The sequence below is a fragment of the Promicromonospora sukumoe 327MFSha3.1 genome (assembly GCF_000385135.1).
Lineage (GTDB): Bacteria > Actinomycetota > Actinomycetes > Actinomycetales > Cellulomonadaceae > Promicromonospora > Promicromonospora sukumoe_B.
The window spans coordinates 207,968-228,695 of sequence record NZ_ARQM01000014.1; the positions used below are offsets into that span (position 1 = coordinate 207,968).

At 73.1% G+C, this 20,728-nt stretch carries 18 protein-coding genes; 14 read left to right on the forward strand and 4 right to left on the reverse strand.

Features of this window, described 5'->3' with window-relative positions; translation table 11 throughout:
* Positions 1 to 61 precede the first annotated feature (61 nt).
* From H291_RS0123380 to H291_RS0123420, 9 genes are all read left to right on the forward strand, one after another.
* Positions 62 to 1,903 carry an FAD-dependent oxidoreductase gene (locus H291_RS0123380; RefSeq protein WP_020017455.1) on the forward strand — a complete coding sequence of 614 codons (1,842 nt, stop codon included), beginning with the start codon at positions 62 to 64 and terminating at the stop codon, positions 1,901 to 1,903.
* Entirely contained in the window at positions 1,896 to 2,777 is an 882-nt protein-coding gene (locus H291_RS0123385) for an intradiol ring-cleavage dioxygenase (RefSeq protein WP_020017456.1), read from the forward strand. Before H291_RS0123380 ends, H291_RS0123385 begins: the two co-directional genes overlap by 8 nt.
* A 137-nt stretch (positions 2,778 to 2,914) precedes the next feature.
* Complete coding sequence (locus tag H291_RS0123390; RefSeq protein ID WP_033327854.1) at positions 2,915 to 4,225, forward strand: ABC transporter substrate-binding protein; 1,311 nt, start codon at positions 2,915 to 2,917, stop codon at positions 4,223 to 4,225.
* Entirely contained in the window at positions 4,222 to 4,971 is a 750-nt protein-coding gene (locus tag H291_RS0123395) for an ABC transporter ATP-binding protein (protein WP_020017458.1), read from the forward strand. The genes H291_RS0123390 and H291_RS0123395 overlap by 4 nt, the downstream gene beginning before the upstream one ends.
* The gene (locus H291_RS0123400; protein WP_020017459.1) at positions 4,968 to 5,693 is read left to right on the forward strand and encodes an ABC transporter ATP-binding protein; all 726 of its coding nucleotides are present in this window, start codon (positions 4,968 to 4,970) and stop codon (positions 5,691 to 5,693) included. The genes H291_RS0123395 and H291_RS0123400 overlap by 4 nt, the downstream gene beginning before the upstream one ends.
* A complete protein-coding gene (locus H291_RS0123405; RefSeq protein WP_020017460.1) occupies positions 5,693 to 6,610 on the forward strand; it encodes a branched-chain amino acid ABC transporter permease in 918 nt (305 codons plus the stop codon). The genes H291_RS0123400 and H291_RS0123405 overlap by 1 nt, the downstream gene beginning before the upstream one ends.
* Entirely contained in the window at positions 6,607 to 7,623 is a 1,017-nt protein-coding gene (locus tag H291_RS0123410; protein WP_020017461.1) for a branched-chain amino acid ABC transporter permease, read from the forward strand. Before H291_RS0123405 ends, H291_RS0123410 begins: the two co-directional genes overlap by 4 nt.
* 132 nt (positions 7,624 to 7,755) lie before the next feature.
* On the forward strand, positions 7,756 to 7,896 hold the full coding sequence (locus H291_RS33920) for a hypothetical protein (RefSeq protein WP_020017462.1): 141 nt from the start codon (positions 7,756 to 7,758) through the stop codon (positions 7,894 to 7,896).
* A gap of 519 nt (positions 7,897 to 8,415) precedes the next feature.
* Positions 8,416 to 9,948: a class-II fumarase/aspartase family protein gene (locus tag H291_RS0123420; protein ID WP_020017463.1), complete on the forward strand. Its 1,533-nt coding sequence runs from the start codon at positions 8,416 to 8,418 to the stop codon at positions 9,946 to 9,948.
* Between the two features lie 87 nt (positions 9,949 to 10,035).
* Here the strand turns inward: H291_RS0123420 and H291_RS0123425 are convergent, their stop codons facing one another.
* Positions 10,036 to 10,650 (reverse strand): ribonuclease H family protein, encoded by a 615-nt coding sequence (locus H291_RS0123425; protein ID WP_020017464.1) that lies wholly within the window; start codon positions 10,648 to 10,650, stop codon positions 10,036 to 10,038.
* Positions 10,651 to 10,780: 130 nt separating this feature from the next.
* On the opposite strand from H291_RS0123425, the gene H291_RS0123430 reads away from it, so the two are divergent.
* The 4 genes from H291_RS0123430 to H291_RS0123445 all read left to right on the forward strand — a co-directional run bounded on the left by H291_RS0123430 (position 10,781) and on the right by H291_RS0123445 (position 16,703).
* The gene (locus tag H291_RS0123430; RefSeq protein ID WP_020017465.1) at positions 10,781 to 11,992 is read left to right on the forward strand and encodes a VIT1/CCC1 transporter family protein; all 1,212 of its coding nucleotides are present in this window, start codon (positions 10,781 to 10,783) and stop codon (positions 11,990 to 11,992) included.
* A 225-nt stretch (positions 11,993 to 12,217) separates the two neighbouring features.
* Entirely contained in the window at positions 12,218 to 13,729 is a 1,512-nt protein-coding gene (locus H291_RS32935) for a hypothetical protein (protein ID WP_051109612.1), read from the forward strand.
* An 81-nt stretch (positions 13,730 to 13,810) separates the two neighbouring features.
* Complete coding sequence (locus H291_RS32940; protein ID WP_051109613.1) at positions 13,811 to 15,064, forward strand: hypothetical protein; 1,254 nt, start codon at positions 13,811 to 13,813, stop codon at positions 15,062 to 15,064.
* Between the two features lie 331 nt (positions 15,065 to 15,395).
* Positions 15,396 to 16,703, forward strand: a complete 1,308-nt coding sequence (locus tag H291_RS0123445) for an MFS transporter (RefSeq protein ID WP_020017466.1) — start codon at positions 15,396 to 15,398, stop codon at positions 16,701 to 16,703.
* Positions 16,704 to 16,780: 77 nt separating this feature from the next.
* Here the strand turns inward: H291_RS0123445 and H291_RS0123450 are convergent, their stop codons facing one another.
* The 3 genes from H291_RS0123450 to H291_RS0123460 form a co-directional block, all read right to left on the reverse strand.
* Positions 16,781 to 18,265, reverse strand: coding sequence for a flotillin family protein (locus H291_RS0123450; RefSeq protein WP_020017467.1), 1,485 nt, complete (start codon positions 18,263 to 18,265; stop codon positions 16,781 to 16,783).
* Between the two features lie 94 nt (positions 18,266 to 18,359).
* Complete coding sequence (locus tag H291_RS0123455; RefSeq protein WP_020017468.1) at positions 18,360 to 18,824, reverse strand: NfeD family protein; 465 nt, start codon at positions 18,822 to 18,824, stop codon at positions 18,360 to 18,362.
* Between the two features lie 116 nt (positions 18,825 to 18,940).
* Positions 18,941 to 20,158, reverse strand: a complete 1,218-nt coding sequence (locus H291_RS0123460; RefSeq protein WP_020017469.1) for an MFS transporter — start codon at positions 20,156 to 20,158, stop codon at positions 18,941 to 18,943.
* Positions 20,159 to 20,277: 119 nt separating this feature from the next.
* Here H291_RS0123460 and H291_RS0123465 point away from each other — a divergent pair, with 119 nt between their 5' ends.
* Positions 20,278 to 20,589: a GNAT family N-acetyltransferase gene (locus H291_RS0123465; protein WP_051109614.1), complete on the forward strand. Its 312-nt coding sequence runs from the start codon at positions 20,278 to 20,280 to the stop codon at positions 20,587 to 20,589.
* Positions 20,590 to 20,728 lie beyond the last annotated feature (139 nt).

Consider the following 20,728-nt stretch of genomic DNA (forward strand, 5'->3'; position numbering starts at 1 on the left):
TTTCCGCCGACATTCATGGTCAGCCCTTTTCCCAGGTCGGGGCGCACGGCACCCTGTGCGCATGCCTGAGTTCGACGACGGTCAGACCGAGACCGCACTGCCCAGCCACGCCGCGACCGGCCCGACCCCGGAGGCCGCCGACGTCGTCGTCGAGACCGACGTGCTGGTCGTGGGTTCCGGCCCGGCGGGCGCGTCGGCGGCCCTGTTCCTGTCCAGCCTCGGTGTCAGCACGATCATGATCACCAAGTACCGCTGGACGGCGAACACGCCCCGCGCGCACATCACCAACCAGCGCACCATGGAGATCTTCCGCGACCTGGGCATCGAGGACCAGGTGCTCGCGGACGCGACGCCGCACGAGCTGGTCGGCGACACGGTGTTCTGCACGACGATCGCGGGCGAGGAGATCGGCCGCATCCTCACCTGGGAGACGCACCCCGCCCGCGAGGCGGACGCGCGGCTCGCCTCGCCGTCGCTCACGGTGGACATCCCGCAGACCTACCTCGAGCCGATCCTGGTGAAGAACGCCTCCCAGCGGGGCGCCCAGTCACGGTTCTCCACGGAGTACCTGGGCCACACGCAGGACGCCGACGGCGTCAGCACGCGCGTGCTCGACCGTGTCACCGGCACCGAGTACACGATCCGCTCGAAGTACCTGATCGGCGGCGACGGCGCCCGCTCCCAGGTGGCGGCCGACATCGGCCTGCCCATGGAGGGCGCGATGGACATCGCCGGCTCCATGAACATCACGTTCAAGGCCGACCTCACGCATCTCGTGGGGCACCGCCCGTCCGTCCTGTACTGGGTGCTGCAGCCCGGGTCCGACGTCGGCGGCATCGGCGCGGGCCTGGTGCGCATGGTGCGGCCGTGGAACGAGTGGCTCATCGTCTGGGGTTACGACATCGCGGGCGAGCCGCCGCAGCTCGACGACGCCGCGGCCGCGGAGATCGTGCGCCAGCTCGTGGGCGTCGACGACCTGGACGTCGAGATCACGGGCTACTCGCTGTGGGGCAACAACCAGATGTACGCCACGCACCTCCAGCAGGGCCGCGTCTTCTGTGCGGGCGACGCCGTGCACCGGCACCCGCCGAGCAACGGCCTCGGGTCCAACACGTCGGTCCAGGACTCCTACAACCTGGCCTGGAAGATCGCCGCCGTGCTGAACGGCCAGGCGGCGCCGTCGCTGCTGGACACGTACTCGGCCGAGCGCGCCCCCGTCGCCGAGCAGATCGTGCTGCGCGCCAACAAGTCGGGCGGCGAGTTCCGGTTCATGGAGGTGCTCGGAGTCCTCGACGCCGAGACGCCGGAGGCGATGCAGGCCGCGATCGACGAGCGCAAGGCGAACACCCCCGCGGGTGCCGCCAAGCGCGCCGCGCTCGTGGAGGCCATGGACCTCAAGCACTACGAGTTCAACGCGCACGGCGTGGACATGGGCCAGTTCTACGAGTCGGCCGCGATCGTGCCCGACGGGTCGCCGAGGCCCGTGGACGAGCGCGACGACCCCGAGCTCTACTACAAGCAGTCCACGGTGCCAGGCGCGCGGTTCCCGCACGTCTGGGTCGCCGACGTGCACGGCCACAAGCGCTCGACGCACGACCTGGTCCCGTACGGCCAGTTCACGCTGGTCACGGGCATCGCGGGCGAGGCGTGGGCCGACGCCGCGGCGAAGGTCGCGGACGAGCTGGGCGTGCCGCTGGAGGCCGTCGTCATCGGGCCGGGCCGCGACGTCATCGACACCTACTACGACTGGGCCCGGATGCGGGGCGTCGAGGAGTCGGGTGCGATCCTCGTGCGTCCTGACTCCCACGTCGCGTGGCGCGCGCAGACCCTGGCCGACGACCCGGCCGGGGCACTGGGCGACGCGCTGCGGTCGGTCCTCGGCCGGGGCGGGCAGCATGGCTGAGCCCGACGCCGAGCAGTCCGCCCGCGAGCAGGAGCTGGTCGAGCGGGTCGCGGCGTCGTTCGCGGGTGCGGACGACGAGCGCCTGGCGACGGTCATGCAGTCGCTGACCCGGCACCTGCACGCGTTCCTGCGCGAGGTGCGGCTCACCGAGGACGAGTGGAACCAGGGCATCGCGTTCCTCACCGCCGCCGGGCACATCACCGACGACAAGCGGCAGGAGTTCATCCTGCTGTCCGACGTGCTGGGCGCCTCCATGCAGACCATCGCGATCAACAACGTGGCCCACGCGGACGCGACGGAGGCCACGGTGTTCGGCCCGTTCTTCGTGGACGACGCACCGCGGATCGAGAACGGCGGCGACATCGCGGGCGGCGCGACCGGCCAGCCCTGCTGGGTGGAGGGTACGGTCACCGACACCGCGGGCAACCGCGTGCCGGGCGCGCGCATCGAGGTGTGGGAGGCGGACGAGGACGGCTTCTACGACGTCCAGTACGGCGACGACCGCACCTCCGGCCGCGCGCACCTCTTCACCGACGACGACGGCGGCTACCGCTTCTGGGGCGTCACGCCCACGCCGTACCCGATCCCGCACGACGGACCGGTCGGCGCCCTGCTCGCGGCGTCCGGCCGCTCGCCCATGCGGGCCGCGCACCTGCACTTCATGGTGACGGCGCCCGGGCTGCGCACGCTGGTGACCCACATCTTCGTGCGCGGTGACGAGCTGCTGGCGTCGGACTCCGTGTTCGGCGTCAAGGACTCGCTCGTCATGGACTTCGAGGAGCTGCCGGCGGGCACCCCGGCACCCGGCGACCGCGCGGTCGAGGGCCCATGGTCCCGCACCCGCTTCGACGTAGTCCTGGCCCCGGCCGACTGACAGCACGACCGCACCACCGGAACCACCAGCACCAAGCACCACCGGCAAGCCGCAATCCCGTGTCAGACCCACAGTTCCCTCCAGGGACCTGTGGGTCTGACAACCAGAGGCTCGACGACAGACTTGGAGTGACGACGATGGTTCGCAACGGACGGTCCCTGAACGTGCGCGCGGCGGTGGCCTGGGCCTCGACGGCCGCGCTGGCCGGCGCCCTGACGGGCTGCGGCGACGTCGGGGGCGGCTCGGTCGGCGGTGGCGGTGGGGACGACGACGTCCTGAAGATCGGGTTCGTCTCCACCGAGACGGGCTCGTCGGCGCCGTTCGGCGAGGCCAACACCTACGTGATCGAGTCCATGGAGCAGTGGTTCGCCGAGCACCCGGTGACCGTCGACGGCGCCGAGCTGTCGGTCGAGATCGTCGTGAAGGACTCGCAGTCCGACTCCGCCCGCGCCGGCGAGGTGGCGGCCGAGCTGATCAACAGCGACGGCGTCGACCTGGTGCTCACGTCGTCCACGCCGGACATCACCAACCCCGTCTCGGAGCAGTGCGAGGCCAACTCGGTCCCCTGCATCTCGACGGTCGCGCCGTGGCAGCCCTTCGCGATCCGCGACGGCGACCAGCCCGCCGACCTCAAGTACAGCTACCACGCGTTCTGGGGCCTGGAGGACGTGTCCGCGGTCTACGCGGACATGTGGGGCCAGGTCGAGAACAACGGCAAGGCCGCCGGCCTGTTCCCGAACGACCCGGACGGGCAGGCGTGGAGCGCGAACTTCCCCGCGCTCACCGAGGACACCGGCGTCACGATCGACGACCCCGGCCTGTACCCGAACGGCACGCAGGACTTCTCGGCGCAGCTCTCCGCGTTCGAGGGCCACGACATCCTGGTCGGTGTGCCGATCCCGCCGGACTTCACCACGTTCTGGCAGCAGGCCGGCCAGCAGGGCTACCAGCCCAAGGTCGCCACGATCGGCAAGGCGCTGCTGTTCCCGTCGTCGGTCGAGGCGCTGGGCAACGCGGGCGACGGCCTCACCTCCGAGGTCTGGTGGCACCCGACCGCGCCGTTCACCTCGTCGCTGACCGGGCAGACCGCCCAGGAGCTGGCCGACCAGTACGAGACCGACACGGGCAAGCAGTGGACGCAGCCGCTCGGCTTCGCCGAGGCCCTGTTCGAGATCACCGTCGCGGCCGTCCAGGAGGCCGGCTCCACCGATCCGGACGCGATCACCGGGGCCCTGTCCACGCTGGAGGTCTCGACCGTGGTGGGCGACATCGCCTGGGGCGCCGACGACAGCGTGCCGCCCTACGTGGCCAAGACCCCGCTCGTGGGCGGTCAGTGGCGCCTGGACGAGGGCGCGGACGAGGGCACCCACCCCTACGAGCTCGTCGTGGTCTCCAACACGCTTGCCCCGGAGATCCCGACGGGCGGCGAGGTCGAGCCGCTCCGGTGACCGTGCCCCTGCTCCAGGTGGCCGGCGTCGCCAAGCGCTTCGGCCGGGTGGTCACCGCCCGCGACGTGTCGTTCGAGGTGTCGGCCGGCGAGGCCCTGGGCCTCGTCGGGCCGAACGGCGCCGGCAAGACCACCCTGCTCGACATCGTGGCGGGCACCCGGCGGGCCGACGCCGGGTCGGTGGTGCTGGACGGCCAGGACCTGACGAGGCTCGGCGCCGCCGCGCGCGCCGACCTGGGCGTCGCCCGCTCGTACCAGGTGCCACGCCCCTTCGCCGGGCTGACCGTGTACGAGAACGTGCTGGTCGGGGCCTCCTTCGCCGGACGACGGCACGGCGGCGACACCCGCGACCGGGCCTGGCACGCGCTCGAGGTGACCGGCCTCGCCGGGGCGGCCGACACGCCGTCGGGCAGCCTGCGCCTGCTGGACCGCAAACGGCTGGAGGTGGCGCGGGCGCTCGCGACCGGACCACGCCTGCTCCTGCTGGACGAGATCGCGGGCGGCCTCACCGAGCGCGAGCTGCCGCAGGTCGTCGGCCTGGTACGCCGGCTGCGGGACGACGGCGTCGCCGTGGTCTGGATCGAGCACGTGCTGCACGCGCTGCTCGACGTCGTCGACCGGCTGCTGTGCCTCGCCGCCGGCGAGGTGATCGCCCAGGGCGACCCGCACGAGGTGATCCGCAGCCCCGAGGTGGTCGAGGTGTACCTGGGCTCCACCGTCGACTCCGTCCCCGGGGAGTCGGCATGAGCGTCCTGGAGGTCACGGGCCTGGAGGTCCGCTACGGCGACCTGCTCGCGGTCGACGGCGTCGGGCTCACCCTGGCCGAGGGGGAGACCCTCGCCGTGCTCGGCGCCAACGGCGCCGGCAAGTCGACGCTGCTGGCGGCCCTCGCCGGCACGCACCTGCCCGCGGCGGGCACCGTGCTGCTCGACGGCGCCGCGGTCACCGGGATGCCCGCGCACCGGCGGGTGCGGCGCGGTGTCGCGCTCGTGCCCGAGGGGCGGCGCCTCTTCGGCTCGCTCACCGTCGAGGAGAACCTGCTCATGGGCCGGTACCCGAGGCGACCCGGGCCGTGGGACCTGCGCGCCGTGTACGACGTGTTCCCGCACGTCGCCGAGATGCGGGACCGGCGCGCCGCCGTGCTCTCGGGCGGCCAGCAGCAGGCCGTGGCGATCGGCCGGGCGCTCCTGGCCAACCCGCGCGTGCTGCTGCTCGACGAGGTCTCGCTCGGTCTCGCGCCCGCCGTCGTCACCCGGATCTACGACGCCGTGCGGCGCATCACCGCGGAGGGCACCACGGCGCTCGTCGTCGAGCAGGACCTGGACCAGGCGCTGCGCGTGGCCGACCGCGTCCAGTGCCTGCTGCGCGGCCGCACCGTGCTGGAGGCCCCGGCCGCCGGCCTGGACCGCGAGGCCGTGGCGGACGCGTACTTCGGCATCACCCCGGACCTGAGAACGCAGGAGAACTGATGGACTGGCTCAACGCCGGCGTGCAGGGCGTGCTGCTCGGCGGGCAGTACGCCCTGCTGGCGTGCGGCCTGTCGCTGATCTTCGGCGTCATGCGCATCGTCAACCTGGCGCACGGCGTGCTCGCGGTGCTCGCCGCGTACCTGTCGCTGTTCCTGGTGCAGCAGGGCCTGCCGCTCTGGCTCGCGGTCGTCGTGGTGGTGCCGGTGTTCGCCGCGCTCGGGTACGCCGTGCAGCGCGGCCTGTTCAACCCGGCGCTCGCGCAGGTGCGCGCACGCGGGGCGGGCGGGGACTCCCGGGGCGGCGGATCGCGCGGAGCGGGCGAGCTCGCACCCCTGCTGGTCTCGTTCGGCGTCGCCGTGGCGCTGACCAGCCTGCTCCAGGAGGTGTTCAGCGCGGACACCCGCAGGATCCCCACGGGCGACCTCGCCTCGGCGGGCGTACCGCTCGGCCCGCTCTCGGTGGGCCTGCTGCCGCTGATCACCCTGGTCGTGGCCGTGGCGGTCATCGCGGGCGTCCAGCTCTTCCTGGCCCGCACCCCCACCGGCCGCGCCATGCGCGCCGTCGCCGACGACCCCGGGGCCGCCGCGCTGACCGGCGTCGACCCGAGGCACATGTACGCCGTGGCCACCGCCGTCGCGTTCGCCACGCTGGCGCTCGCGGGCGTGTTCGTCGGCATGAGCACGCAGTTCTCGCCCGGCTACGGGGACCTCGTGCTGCTGTTCGCGTTCGAGGCCGTGATCATCGGCGGGCTCGGCTCCCTGTGGGGCACGCTCGCGGGCGGCGTCGTGCTGGGCGTGGCGCAGACGATCGGTGCCCAGATCGACCCGCAGTCCGGGGTGCTCGCCGGGCACCTCGTCTTCCTCGCCGTGCTGGTGGTCCGGCCGGGCGGCCTGCTGCCCCGGAGCGTGCCGGCATGAGCGTCCCGACCGTGCCCCCGACCGGCGCCCCGACGATCACCCGCGGCGGCCGCGGCTCCCTGATCGGCGCCGGCGGCCTGGCCCTCGTCGTCGTGCTGCTCGCAGCCGTCGTGCCCTACGTCGTGACCCTGGGCGCGCTGTCCAGCCTGGTCATGCTCTTCGCGCTCGTGATACTCGGTACCACCTGGAACCTGCTCGCCGGGTACGGCGGCATCGTGAGCGTCGGTCAGCAGGCCTACGTGGGTGTGGGTGGGTACGCGCTGATCCAGCTCGCCGACGCCGTCGGCGCCCCGCCGTGGGCCGCCGTCCTGGCGGCCGGCGTGATCGGCGCCGCGGTCGCCCTGCCCACCAGCTACCTGGTGTTCCGCCTGGCGGGCGGCTACCTCGCCATCGGCACCTGGGTCGTGGCCGAGGTGTTTCGCCTGGTCACCATGCAGATCGACGGCCTCGGCGGCGGTAGCGGACTGTCGCTCACGGCCTTCCGCGGCACCGACCGGGTCGACCGCGTGGCCTTCGTCTACTGGTTCGCGCTGGCGCTGATGGTCGCCGTCGTGCTCGGGACCTACCTGCTGATGCGCTCCCGCGTGGGACTGGGGCTCACCGCGATCCGCGACGACCGGGTCGCGGCGGGCAGCCTCGGCGTCGCCGTCGACCGGGGCCGGCGCCTCGTCTACGTCGCGGGCTCGGCCGGCGCCGCGCTCGCGGGCGCGCTGATCGCGCTGAGCACGCTGGGCGTCACCCCGGGGTCGATCTACTCCGTGAGCTGGACGGCGGCGATGATCTTCATCGTGGTGGTCGGCGGCATCGGCACCATCGAGGGGCCGCTGGTCGGGGCCGTCGTCTACTGGGCGCTGCAGCAGGCCCTCGCGCCGCTGGGCACCTGGTACCTCGTGGTGCTCGGCGTCGTGGCCGTCGCCGTCGTGCTGCTGGCCCCGCGCGGGCTGTGGGGCCTGGTGGCGGGGCGGTTCCAGCTCTTCCCCACGACCTACCGGGTGCGGTCCGGGCGGATCTGACGGCGCGGTGAGTCCGACGTCACAGCGACTTGGGTCGACGACGCGACTCGGTATCAACGAAAATAGTTGATCCGCAGATCAGCGGGTGAGCCACGTGCAGCGTAGCCGTAAGTCTGCACCGGAGGAGGACCCATGACGGACGCCGACGACGCCCAGTACCACTCCATCGCCAACCCTCGCCGGACCACGCTCGTGCATCGGAGCGTCACCGACACCTATGGGTCCCTGCACGAGGAACGCGAGACTCCGGCCGACGACGCCAGCGCAGGCTGAGTCGAGCGGGGGCCCGCACCGAGTCCTGGTGCCCACGACGGAGGGCCCGGTCGCACCGCCATGTCAGGCGGGCGCGGCCGGGCCTTTCGCGTTCCCGGACGTCTACGTGCCCGGGCCGGCCGCGCGCCCCGGCCGGGCCGTCCGCCATGCGAGACGAATGCCGGGTCCGCAAAGTTCACCCCCTGCCCCGAAAGGCCCTGCCGAAAGCCTGGTGAGGGGCCGCAGTTCACTTCCGATTCATGTGATCGACCTCACTCCCGTTACATTCCGGAAACAAGTCCGCTAGCCTGGAGCGCGCATCCTCTCCCACAATTCGGTGAGCGGAAGCGGTACGGCAGGTTGATGCAGGCGCATGAAACACGGCGAGTTCGGCACGGTGCGCAGGCGGGCAAGGACCCGCGGCGACCGGTACGACGTGGAACAGGGAACTCGCAAGGAACCCGGCCCCGAGACGGGGTGCGGACCCAGCAGAGCACGTCCGATCACGTACGACACAAGAACTGAGTGGGGTTACCAGGGATGAATGGCGAATCGATTCGACACTTCACGGACGGTCGCGTTCCCGACGCCGGGATCGCGCACCTCTTCAGCGTCGAGAACCGATTCCAGGCGCGCCTCGACGTCGAGGCCGCACTAGCGCTCGCGGAGGCCGAGGTCGGTCTGATCCCGGAGCCGGCCGGTGAGACGATCGCCCGGGCCGCACAGATCGAGAAGCTGGACCTCGACCGCGTGGCGGCCGAGACGGCGTCGGCCAGCCACCCGCTGATGCCGCTCATCGAGGAGTTCGCGCGCGTGGTCGGCCGCGAGCACGGCGGCTGGGTGCACTGGGGCGCCACCACGCAGAACATCACCCAGACGGCGGACGTGCTCGTGCTGCGCGACGCGCACCGCGCGGTCAAGGACCTGCTCGCCAAGGTGCTGCGCGGCATGTCCAAGCAGGCGGAGGCGTCGGCCGCGGTGCCGATGGCGGGCCGCACGCACAGCCAGCACGCGGTGCCGGTCACGTTCGGCTTCAAGGTCGCGGTCTGGATCGACGAGCTCGCGGCGCACACCGACCGGCTCGAGCGCCTCGAGGACCGGCTCTTCCGAGTGCTGATGGGCGGCGCCGTCGGCACGTTCGCCTCGTTCGGCCCCGCCGGGCGCGAGGTCGAGCGCCGGGTCGCCAACCACCTGGGGCTCGGCACCATGCCGGTCCCGTCGCGCGCCATCAACGACGGCATCGTCGAGCTGGTGCTCGTCCTGGGCCAGGTCGCCGGCACCGCTGGCAAGATCGGCAAGGACATCTACTCGATGATGCAGCCGGAGTTCGGCGAGGCGTTCGAGCCCATCCCCGAGGGCACGGTCGGCAGCTCGACCATGCCGCACAAGCGCAACCCGCAGCTCGCCCTCGACCTGCTGTCGATGAGCGCCCAGCTCCGCGCGCTGGCGGCGCCCGCGCTCGAGTCGATGCAGCACGACCACGAGGCCAACGGCGGCATGACCGACCTCCTGGAGTCGACGGTCTCCCGCGCCACCGTCCTGGCCGGCGACATCCTGACCCGCCTGGACGTCATCCTCGACGGGCTGGAGCTCGACGAGCAGCGCATGCGCGCCAACCTGGCGCTGAGCGAGGGGCTCATCGGCTCGGAGTCGCTGATGATGGAGCTGGGCGAGCGCATCGGCCGCCAGAAGGCGCACGAGGTCGTGTACGAGGTGGCGCAGGAGTCGGCCGTCGGCGACGAGCAGTTCCTCGACCTGCTGGTGCGCAACACGACGGTGAGCGCCTACTTCGACCGGGCCGAGATCTGCCGCCTGATCGACCCGCGCGCCTACCTCGGCGAGAGCATCACGATCGCGCACGACATGGCGCAGCACGCCCGCGCCGTCGCCGACCGGCTGGAGTTCAGCGCGCGCACGGCCAAGCCGGTGCCGCTCTTCGTCCGCGACACGGCGGACGAGCCGGCCGCCGAGCCGAGCGCCGGGGACGACGTCGACGTCGTCCGCCCGGTCGACGGCACCCGGGTCGCCGCGGCCGCGCGGACCCCGGAGGAGCTCCTGCTCGTCGGCCTGTAGTCCTCGCTCCTCGCGGCTGTCCGGCCGTCGCTCCCGGGATCCGGCAGGTCCCCGGGAGCGACGGGCGGGCAGCCGTTCGCGTTCCCGCTAGAAGAGGGTGTCCGACTCCCACGTGCGCCCGGCGCCGGCCCCGGTCACGACCGGCGTCGGCCGGGTCGCTGGTGCCACGCTCTCCCGGGGCTCCCCGGTCAGGCCCGCGCCCTGCAGCTCCGCGTCGGGGATCATCCCGCCGTCGGGCACCAGCATCTCGCCGACGCCGCCGCGTCCCGCGGCCCACTCCTCGGCGGCGAACCCGGCGAGCTGGTCGACCCGCTCGTTGTAGGGGTTGCCCACGTGACCGCGCACCCAGTGGAACCGGACGGGCCCGGTGCGCTCCGTGACGGCGCGGTCGATGTCCTGCACCAGGTCGAGGTTCGGCACGGGCTCGCCGGCGGGGGAGCGCCAGCCGTTGCGCTTCCACCCCTCCGACCACTCGGACACCGACCGGACGGCGTACTGCGAGCCGGACTCCACGAGCAGCGGCTCGCTGCCGGGATGCGCGTCGATGGCGCGGAGCAGAGCTGAGAGAGCCGCGACCTGATCGTTTCCCTGGGCCGCGCCGCCCGAGTCGAACTGCCCGCCCGCGTGGTTGATCCACGCCCATCCGATCGCGCCGCCCGGCGCGGCCGACCCGTGCGTGCTGACGATGATCACGGCGTCCATTGTGCATCCTTCTGCCCGAGAATCCGGACGCCGGGCCGGGACTGGACGGCGTTCGAGAGTTCGGCGCGGCGAAACCGTGGCCAAGGGCCAACGAAACCCATGACCGGCGATCCACAGGCATGATGGCTGTGTGCCACACGTACCGTCCGACCCCGACCGTCGCTCGTCCGGCAGCACACCCACGCCCGCGCAGCGCGCGCAGGGGCTGCACCCGTCCCGCCCGCGGACCCGCGCCGACATCCGGCGCTGGCGCCGCCTGCTGGCCGACGAGCGGGCCGAGGCGGCCGTCTACCGGGACCTCGCGGGCCGGCGCACGGGCGAGGAGCGCGAGATCCTGCTCGCCCTGGCGCGCGCGGAGAAGCGGCACGAGTCGCACTGGCTGGAGCTCCTGGGGCCCGACGTCGGCGCGCCCGTGCGCGGCGACCTGCGCACCCGCGCCCTCGGGTTCCTCGCCCGCCGGTTCGGCGGCGTGTTCGTGCTGGCGCTCGCCCAGCGGGCCGAGGCGCGCTCCTCCTACGCGCACGACGCCGACGCCACCGTGACCATGGCGGCCGACGAGCAGATCCACGAGGAGGTGGTGCGCGCGCTGGCCACCCGCGGGCGCAACCGGCTGTCGGGCACGTTCCGCGCCGCGGTCTTCGGCGCCAACGACGGGCTGGTGTCCAACCTCGCGCTCGTGCTCGGCATCGGCGCCTCCGGCGTCGCGACGAGCACCGTGCTGCTCACCGGGCTCGCGGGCCTCCTGGCCGGCGCGCTCTCGATGGGCGCCGGGGAGTTCGTGTCCGTCCGCTCGCAGCGTGAGCTGCTCGAGGCGTCGTCGCCGTCCCCCTCGGCCGACGACGCCCTGCCGCACCTCGACGTCGACGCGAACGAGCTGGCGCTGGTGTACCGGGCGCGCGGCATGGGCGCCGAGGAGGCGACGGCCCGCGCCGACGCCGTGCTCGCCCGGCTCGCGGTCGCGCCGGCGGGACGCGGCCTGCTCCTGGCCGACCCGGGTCCGGCGGCCGGGGCCGATCAGGAGGCCGGGACCGCGCCCGCCGCCGAGGTGGACGACCTGGAGACGCACGGCACCGCCTGGGGCGCCGCGGTGTCGTCGTTCCTCTTCTTCGCGTCGGGCGCGGTCGTCCCGGTGCTGCCCTACCTGTTCGGGCTGGACGGGCTCGCGGCTGTGGTCGTCGCGACGACGCTGGTCGGGATCGCGCTGCTGGTGACGGGCGCCGTCGTCGGGCTGCTGTCCGGGACCTCGCCGCTCACCCGGGCGCTGCGGCAGATCGCGATCGGCCTCGGCGCGGCGGCCGCGACGTACGTGCTCGGCCTCGTGTTCGGAGCCACCGTCGGGTGAACCCGGAGAGTTCACCCGGTCGGTTTCGACGGCTCGCCGATAGTGCCGGATGCCCTGAAATGACTGAGATATAGCGCCTCTTCCGACATACTCGTGTTCCCAAGCACAATATTCTCGATCCGCAAACCGCAGCCATGTTGTTGCCGAACCGCGGAACGCCCCGCAGATTAAATGTGTATGCATGTCTGCTGAGCGGCCCGTCGCGGGCCGGAGAGCTGGAGACCGATGTCGAAGTACGCGCTGACGAGCTCGGGGGACCACCTCCGCCGCTTCGTCGTGCGTGCCGTCGGGACCCTCACGCTCGGCGCCGCGAGCCTCGCGCTCGGCGTCTGCCTCGCAGCGCCCTCGAACGCCGCTGACCGGCCCACTCTCGGCTCGGTGCTCGGCGACACGGTGGAGGCGACGGTCCAGACCGTCGCGCGGACCACCGGCGCGCTCGGCTCGGTCACGAGGACCGACCAGACGACCACGGACAGCAACGGGTCGGCGACGAAGCCGACCGCGCCGGGGTCCGTGACCCCCGCGCCGGAGCCGTCGGCTCCCGCGCCCGCCCCGGCGGCCCAGGCCGCCGCGGAGCAGCCCGAGCCGGCCTCTGGTGCCGCCACCGGGAAGACGGCGGACGCCGCGGCTGCGAAGCCCGCCCCCGCCCGCCCCGCGCCGTCGTCGGCCGGGAAGGTGACGGAGCCCGTCACGAAGGTCGTCGACGAGGTCGCGGCAGCGACCGGCGGCCTGCTCGACCCGGTGACCGAGCCGGTCCGGACGGCGGTGACCGAGCCCGTGGGCGCGGCCGTCACGGAGATCACGAAGAAGCCGGTGGCGCAGGTCGCCGAGGTCGTCGAGCAGGTCGCGGACCCGGTCCTGAAGCCCGTCACGGAGCAGGTCGGCGCGGCCGTCAAGCCGGTCACCGAGCCGCTCGGCGACGTGCTCGCCCCGGTGACCGGCGTGGTCGGCCAGGTCGTCACGCCGCTGGCGCCCGTGCTCGGCGCGGTCACGGAGCCGCTGGCCCCGGTGACCGGCGGCCTGCTGGCCCCCGTGGTCGGCATCGTCTCGCCGGTGACCGACGTCGTCGGCGGCGTGACCGCCCCGGTCCTGGGCGCGCTGAAGCCGGTGACCGCTCCGGTGACGGACGCGCTGTCGCCCGTGCTGACGCCGGTCGGCGAGGCCGTCGCCCCCGTGGGCGAGGTGCTCGCCCCGGTGGTCGAGCCGCTGAGCCCCGTCGTGGAGCCGCTCGCCCCGGTCACGGGTGTGGTGCCCGCCGGGCCGTCCACGCCGGGCGAGCCGGCGACCGTGGTCCCGACCCAGCGGGTCGAGGACCTCTCAGAGCCGACGTACCCGGGGGAGCTGCAGGCCTCCGGTGACGCCGCGGGTGTCGTGGTCTGGACCTCGGCAGGGGTCCGGCACGCGATGCTCGACCTGGTGCAGGCCCCCGCCGTCGAGGCGGCCGTCGACACCGCGCAGACGCCGGGCGCCGTGGGCGTCGTCGAGGCCGGCGCGCCCGGCCTGCTCGGTGGCGGCCTCCCGCTCGCCGCGGGCGGCTTCGTCCCCGCGGTGGCCGCGTCGGGCGCCGGCGGCGTCCTGGGCGGTGGCGCACCGCAGCTCAAGGTGCCCGGCGGCGAGCTCCTCGCGATGCTCTCCGCCCTGCTGATCTTCCGGGCGCGCACCTGGCGCGTGTCGGCCGACGAGTCGCGGGCGAAGCTCGCGAGCAGCTACACCGACATCCCCGTCTCTCCTGCCTGACCTGGGTGGTCCGCGCACTCGTGTGCGGTACCGCCCGACGGCGCACGTGCCGTCGGCTCCACGCCAGGCAAGGAGAGATCCATGGACAAGAACTTCCGACGTGCGCTGTACACGGCACTCGTGGCGGGCGGCCTCGTCGTCGTCGGCGCCACGGCGGCCCACGCCGCCGCCGGCGCCCCGCGCGACGCGGTCGCCCAGGAGGCCCCTGAGGCCACCGAAGGTGCCGCCTCGACCGGTGGTGCGTCCGTCGCGGCCGGCGTCGCGGTGGTCGACGGCGCCGTCGTCGATGGTGCCGCGGCGGTCGACGGTGTAGCGGCCGACGGTGCTGCTGCCGACGGGGCCGCCGAGGCCGGTGTCGACGACGAGGACCTCGCCGGTGCGCTCGTGCGCGGCGACGTCGCCGGCGTCGTCGACGGGACGCTGGGTGCGGACGGTCTGGTCCACGGGATCCTCGACGGTCTCCTGCCCTCCGGTGCGGAGGAGCCGGGCAGCGAGCCCGGGACGGACGAGCCGGGCACTGACGAGCCGGGCACCGACGAGCCGGGAGCCGAGCAGCCTGGCACCGATGAGCCGGGCACCGAACCCGGCAACGACGGGCCTGACGCCGGTGAGCCGGGTCAGCCTGGTACCGATGAGCCGGGCACCGAACCCGGCACCGATGGTCCGGGCATCCTCGACCCGATCCTCGACCCCGACGACGGCGAGCCCGGCGTCGACCCCGGAACCGGCGAGTCCGGAACCGGCGAGCCCGGCTCCGAGAACCCCGGGCACCACACCCCCGGGTCCCACGGACCCGCGACCGGCGCCCCGGGCGCCGAAGGCCGCCCCGGACGGGGCGGGCTCGCGACGGGTCCGCGACCCGAGCGCGGAACAGATCTTCCCGAGGGCCTCGCCCCCGGGAGCACGTACCCCGGCGAGCGGCCTGGCGCCGCGGCCGGTGTGCTCGGCGCGGTCGGCGTTGTCGCCGGCTCCGCGGCCGAGGCCGTCACCCCCGGCGCGGACGATGCGCCGGAGGCCGGTTTGGACGCCGGACCGGCGTCCGAACCGGTGGCCGACGACGGCGCCCCGGACGGCGGCGTCGACATCAGCTGGGGTGACAAGGCGGTCGTCGTGCCGACGACCAACGACGGGGCGATCCTGTCGGGCGGCCTGAGCGAAGGCCTCCTCAACGGCACACCCAACGGGCTCGACGGGCAGGTGACGCCGGTGCCCGCACCGGGCGCGACCCTCGCCCAGACGGGCCCCATGATCACGGGGCAGCTCGCGCTGGTCTCGCTCCTTCTGGGGCTGGGACTCCTGGCGCTCCGTAGCCGTCGCCGTCGGATCGTGGTCTGACCACGGATCGACGGGCGACAACGGCCCGGGCGTGGTTCTGGTGACGAGCTTGTCAAGGGGCTCGTGACGAGGACCGACCAGTCCGGGTCGGAAGGTTCGTAGGGTCGGGACGCCGCTGGGGGGCGTCCCGGCCCGCGGACCGCGAGTCTGGGGTCGGGGCGCCGCTGGGGGGCGCCCCGGCTCACGGACCGGACGGAACAGGGCGGGAGCTCAGGGCATCGGGGGGTGACCTGGGCGCCCGCTCTGTCATGTCCGGGCACGACCGGTGCGGCGAACGTCATATGGGACGGCACTGCCCGGCCGCGTTGCCCGGGCATACGATCGGACCACCATGCGCAACCTGCTCGCCGACACCACCCCGCTGAAGGTGTCGGCGGACTACCGGCGCCTCTGGTTCGGGCTGTCCATCTCGAACATCGGCACGCAGGTGACCATCGTCGCGGTGGGCCTGCAGGTCTACGCCCTGACCGGGTCCACGCTCGCCGTCGGCGTCCTGGGCCTGTTCTCGCTGGTCCCGCTGGTCGCGCTCGGCCTGTACGGCGGCGCGCTCGTGGACCACTACGACCGGCGCAAGGTGTCGCTCGTGTCCTCGGCGGTGCTGTGGCTGGTCGTGGCCGCGATCGCCGCGCAGGCCTGGCTCGACGTCGAGTCGGTGGAGCTGCTGTACGGCCTGGTCGCGGTGCAGAGCGCGGCGTTCGCGATCAACAACCCCGCCCGTTCGGCGATCATCCCGCGGCTGCTGCCCAAGGAGCTCATGCCCGCGGCGAACGCGCTGGCGTCGCTCTCGATGAACGTCGCGCTGACCGGCGGCCCGCTGGTCGGGGCGCTGCTCGTGGCCCAGCTCGGCTACGCCTGGGCGTACACGCTGGACATGGTGCTGTTCCTGGCCGCCCTGTGGGCCGTGTTCCGGCTGCCGCCGGTGCTGCCGGAGGGGGTCGACGGCGGAGCCGGGAACGGCCGCAGCCGCGTGGGCGGCGCCGTCGGGCTGCGGTCCGTGCTGGACGGCCTGCGCTACCTCGCCACCCAGCCCAACGTGCGCACCACGTTCCTCGTCGACATCTGCGCCATGGTCCTGTCGTTCCCCCGGGTGCTGTGGCCGGCCGCCGGCGTCATCTACCTGGGCGGCGGCGAGACGACGACGGGTGTGCTCGCGGCGGCCTTCGCCGTCGGCGGCATCGTGGCGAGCGTGTTCTCCGGCGGGCTCACGCGCATGCGCAAGCAGGGGCAGATCATCGTCTGGGCGATCACGGCGTGGGGCCTCTCGATCGCCGCGTTCGGGCTGGTGCTGGTGCTGGTGGGCCGCGGCTCGCCGGACGGCGCGATCATGTGGGCCGTGGTCGCGGCCGGCATCGCGCTGGCCTTCGCGGGCGGCTCGGACAGCATCTCGTCGGTGTTCCGGCAGTCCATCCTGCAGACCGCGACCCCGGACCATATGCGCGGGCGGCTGCAGGGCGTGTTCATCGTGGTGGTGGCCGGCGGCCCGCGCCTCGGCGAGATGGTGCTCGGCGCCGAGGCGACCTGGTTCGGCGAGGGCTGGGCGGCCGTGGCCGGCGGGCTCACCTGCGTGGTGCTGCTCTGGGTGATCGTCCGGCTGACGCCGCGGTTCTGGCGCTACGACGCGCGGCACCCGGAGCCCTGACCCGCCCGCCCCCCTGATGTGTCAGACCCACAGGTCACCCGGGTGACCTGTGGGTCTGACACGTCGTGCGGGGTGGGTCAGTTCTTGCCGGCCGCGTCCCCGGAGCCCGCGGTGCCCGCGCCGTTCCCGTTGCCGGTGGCCGGCCCGGCCAGGCCCGAGATGAGCTGGTTGATGTCCACGCCCGTGAGCTGCTTGATGACACCCTGGCCCTCGCCGAGCACCGAGGCCACGTTCTTGGTGATCGCGGAGGCCCCGTCGGTGGAGACCACCGTCATGCCCTGGATCGACGAGATCGGCTCGGCCGCGGCGCGCACGATGTCGGGCAGGCGCTCGATGAGCTCCTGCACCAGCGCGGCCTCGCCGTACTTGCGCAGCGCCTCGGCCTTGGCGTCGGTGGCCTTGGCCTCCGCGAGGCCCTCGGCCTCGACGGCGGCGGCCCGCGCCCGACCCTCGGCCTCGATACCGGCGGCGAGGGCCACCTGCTTGTCGCGCTCGGCCTCACCGGCGCGGCGGACCGACTCGGCCAGCGCCTCGGCGTCCTGCAGCGCGGCCGTCTTGTTCGCCTGGGCGATCGTGGTGCGCTTGAACGCCTCGGCCTCGGTGGCCGCGTTGTTGGCGTCACGACGCGCGTTTGCGCTCTGGACCTCGGCGTACGCCGTGGCCTCGGCGGGCTTGCGGACCTCGATGTCGAGGCGCTCCTGCTCCACGCGCGCCTTCTCGGCCATGGCCTCGCGCTCCTGCTGCGCCACGAGCCGGTCCTGCTCGGCCCGGGCGAGCTGGCCGGCGGCCTCTGCCTCGGCGTTCGCCTTGTCGGTCTCGGCCTTGATGGCGGCCTTCTTGAGGTCGAGCGCCTTCTGCCGCTCGGCGATCTGCTCGGCGGCCTCGATCACGGCGAACTCGGAGGCGCGGTTGGCCTCCGCCTCGGACACCTCGGCGAGCTGGCGGGCGTTGGCGGCCTCGGCGCGGCCGAGGTTCGCGAGGTAGTCCGACCCCGGCGTCGAGATGTCGGAGATGTTCAGCAGGTCGACCTGGAGGCCCTGCTCCGAGAGGTCCGTCTTGGTCGACTGCACCACGCGGTCGGACAGGCCCTTGCGGTCCGAGATGATCTGCTCGATCGTCATGTCGCCGACGATCGACCGCAGCGAGCCCTCCAGGGACTCCTTGATGATCTCCGTGAGCAGGTGCTGCTGGGACAGGAAGCGCTGCGCGGCACGCCGCACGCCCTCCTCGTCACCGCGCACCTTGAAGTTGATCGAGGCCTTGATCGCGATCTTGATGCGGTTCTTGTCGACGCCCTCGACGGTGATGCCGATCTGCCGCTGCTCCAGGGAGATCGAGAAGCCCTGCTGCAGCACCGGCCAGACGAACGCCCGCCCGCCGACGACGACGCGCTGGCTCGCGGTCTGGGCCTCCGACTTGCCCGCGCCACGGCCCACGACGATCAGCGCCTCGTTCGGCGGTACGCGCCGGATCCGGCTCGCGACGAACGCGAGGACGAGGAAGATCGCTAGGGCGCCCGCCACGACGGCGATGACGCCGACCAGCTGACCGTTCAGTTCCATGTCGGCTCCTGGGGTGTGTTGGAGCAGACCGGGCCGGCGAGCGGTCCCGGCCTGAGGTGGTCTCGGGGGAGTGGGTGCCGGCGGCGCGGGCGCCTCAGTGCAGTACCGGCTCGACCTTCACGCGCGCCCCGTGCTGCTCCACGACGACGATCCGCGTGCCCTGGCCGATCGGCTCGTCGGCGAACGCGAGCCGGGTCTCCAGCTCGCTGGCGGCGTCGAGCGAGACCTCGCCGTGCCCGCGGTCGACGTCGGACGTCACGGAGCCCTGCGTGCCCACCAGCGAGGCGGGGGCGCCGTCCTCGCCGGCCTTGAGGCGCTTGATCAGCACGTTCACGAGCACGACGACCAGGACGGCGACGACGATCCCCGCCGGGTACGCGACCCACGGCTCGAGCCCCGAGGACAGCACGAGCATCCCGGTCGCACCGAACAGGAGCCCGCCGGCACCGAGCGAGGTGCCCGAGATGGCGCCGTCCAGCAGGTCGAGGAAGTCGCCGAGCAGGAGAGACGCGACGGCGAGCCCGAGCCCGAGGAGTCCGATGACGATGAAGACAAGCATCCCGGGTCCGTTCGTGAAGATGTGAGAAGTCAGAAGTAACGTATCAGGAAGCCCATTTGTCATTTCTGGATTAAACGGGTGAAATTCCACCAGGCAGGGCTATTCGCGGGCGGTTGCTACGCCGCGGACTGCCGGCGCAGCGTGCGGCTGGCGGCCAGCGTCAGCAGAGCGGCGAACCAGGCCGCGGCGACGGGCACCAGGAACCCGGCGTCCGCCCCGGCGGCGTCCACGCGCAGCCCGGCCACGGACGCGCCCAGCGAGGCGCCGATGCCGATCGACGTGCCGACCCAGGTCAGGGCCTCGGTGAGCTGGTGCCGGCCCACCATGTCCTGCACCAGGCCGTTGCCCGTGATGACGGTGGGCGCGATGGCCAGCCCCGCCACGAACATCGCCGCCGCCAGCGCCCACAGCGAGTGCGCCAGGAGGAACAGGGACACGCCCGGGCCGAGGGCCGCCATGCCGATCACGAACCGCCGGACCGCGGGGCTGGTGAAGTTCCGGGCGCCGTAGACCAGCCCGGCGACCATCGAGCCCAGCGCGAACACCGCGAGCACGAGGCCGGCGGCGCCCTTGCTGCCGAGCTCCTCGGCGAACGCGACCGTGACGACCTCCATGGAGCCGAAGATCACGCCCATGGCCACGAAGACGAGCACCAGCACCGGCATGCCCGGGGTCAGGATCACGGGGCGGTGGCGCACCTCGGTGTCCGGCGCGACGACCGGCGGTTCGGTGGCGCGCTGCACCACGAACAGCAGCCCGCCCACCAGCGCGGCGATCCCGGCGACGACCAGGGCGGACGGCGCCGCCACCGCCGTCGCGAGCGTCGTGGCCAGCACGGGCCCCACGATGAAGACCAGCTCGTCGATCGACGACTCCAGCGAGTACGCGGTGTGCAGGCGGCGCGGGTCGTCCAGTGCGTGGTTCCAGCGCGCGCGGACCATCGAGCCGTACGAGCCCTGGCTCGCGCCTGCGACCGCGGCCAGCGGCCACAGCACCCACTCGGGCGCGCCGAGCACCGCGGCGGTGATCAGGCCGCCCAGGCCGAGGACCGACACGACCAGCGCCGGGAGCAGCACGGTCCGCTGACCGCGCCGGTCCACCCAGCGCGCGATCTGCGGCGCGACGAACGCCTGCGCCAGGCCCAGCACGGCCGCTACCCGGCCCGCCATGGCGTAGCTGTCGTACAGGCCCTGCACCATGAGCACGGCGCCGATCCCGACCATGGACATCGGGAGGCGGGCCAGCGCGCCCGCCGCCGAGAACCTGAGCGCGCCCGGGGTGCGGAGCACTGCCGCGTAGGGGTTGGAGCGGGGTGAAGCGGCGGTCTCGGGCACGGGTCGAGTCTCGCACCCGCCACTGACACGAGCCTCGCTGACTGCCGGTGACCCGGCTCACGCGCGAGCGGGCCGGACGGGGCTGGCAAGCGGCGGGCGGGTGCCGCACGATGGGCCCCATGACTGACGAATCCCAGGTGACAGTGGTCGACAATCCCGACGAGTCCCGGTTCGAGGTGCGCGTCGACGGCACCCTGGCCGGCTTCGCGGTCTACGACACGGATCCGGGCACCGTGTACTTCGTACACACCGAAGTGTTCGACGAGTACGCGGGCCAGGGGCTGGCGGGTCAGCTCGCCAAGGCAGCCCTCGGCATGGTGCGGGAGGCCGGCGACAAGATCGTGCCGCTGTGCCCGTACATCCGCGCCTACGTGCGCAAACACTCGCCGGAGTACGACGACCTGCTGCTGCAGCCGGTCTCGGAGGCGTGAAAGTAAGTTTCACAATCTGGTTCACACTGCAAACTTCACATCCGGCGCGACATGTGCGAGAGTTTCTCCACGGCGTCGCCCGGTGGCATTGTTTGTCACCTCAATGTGGCCGATCGGCGCCGGCCAACTTCGCACCTAG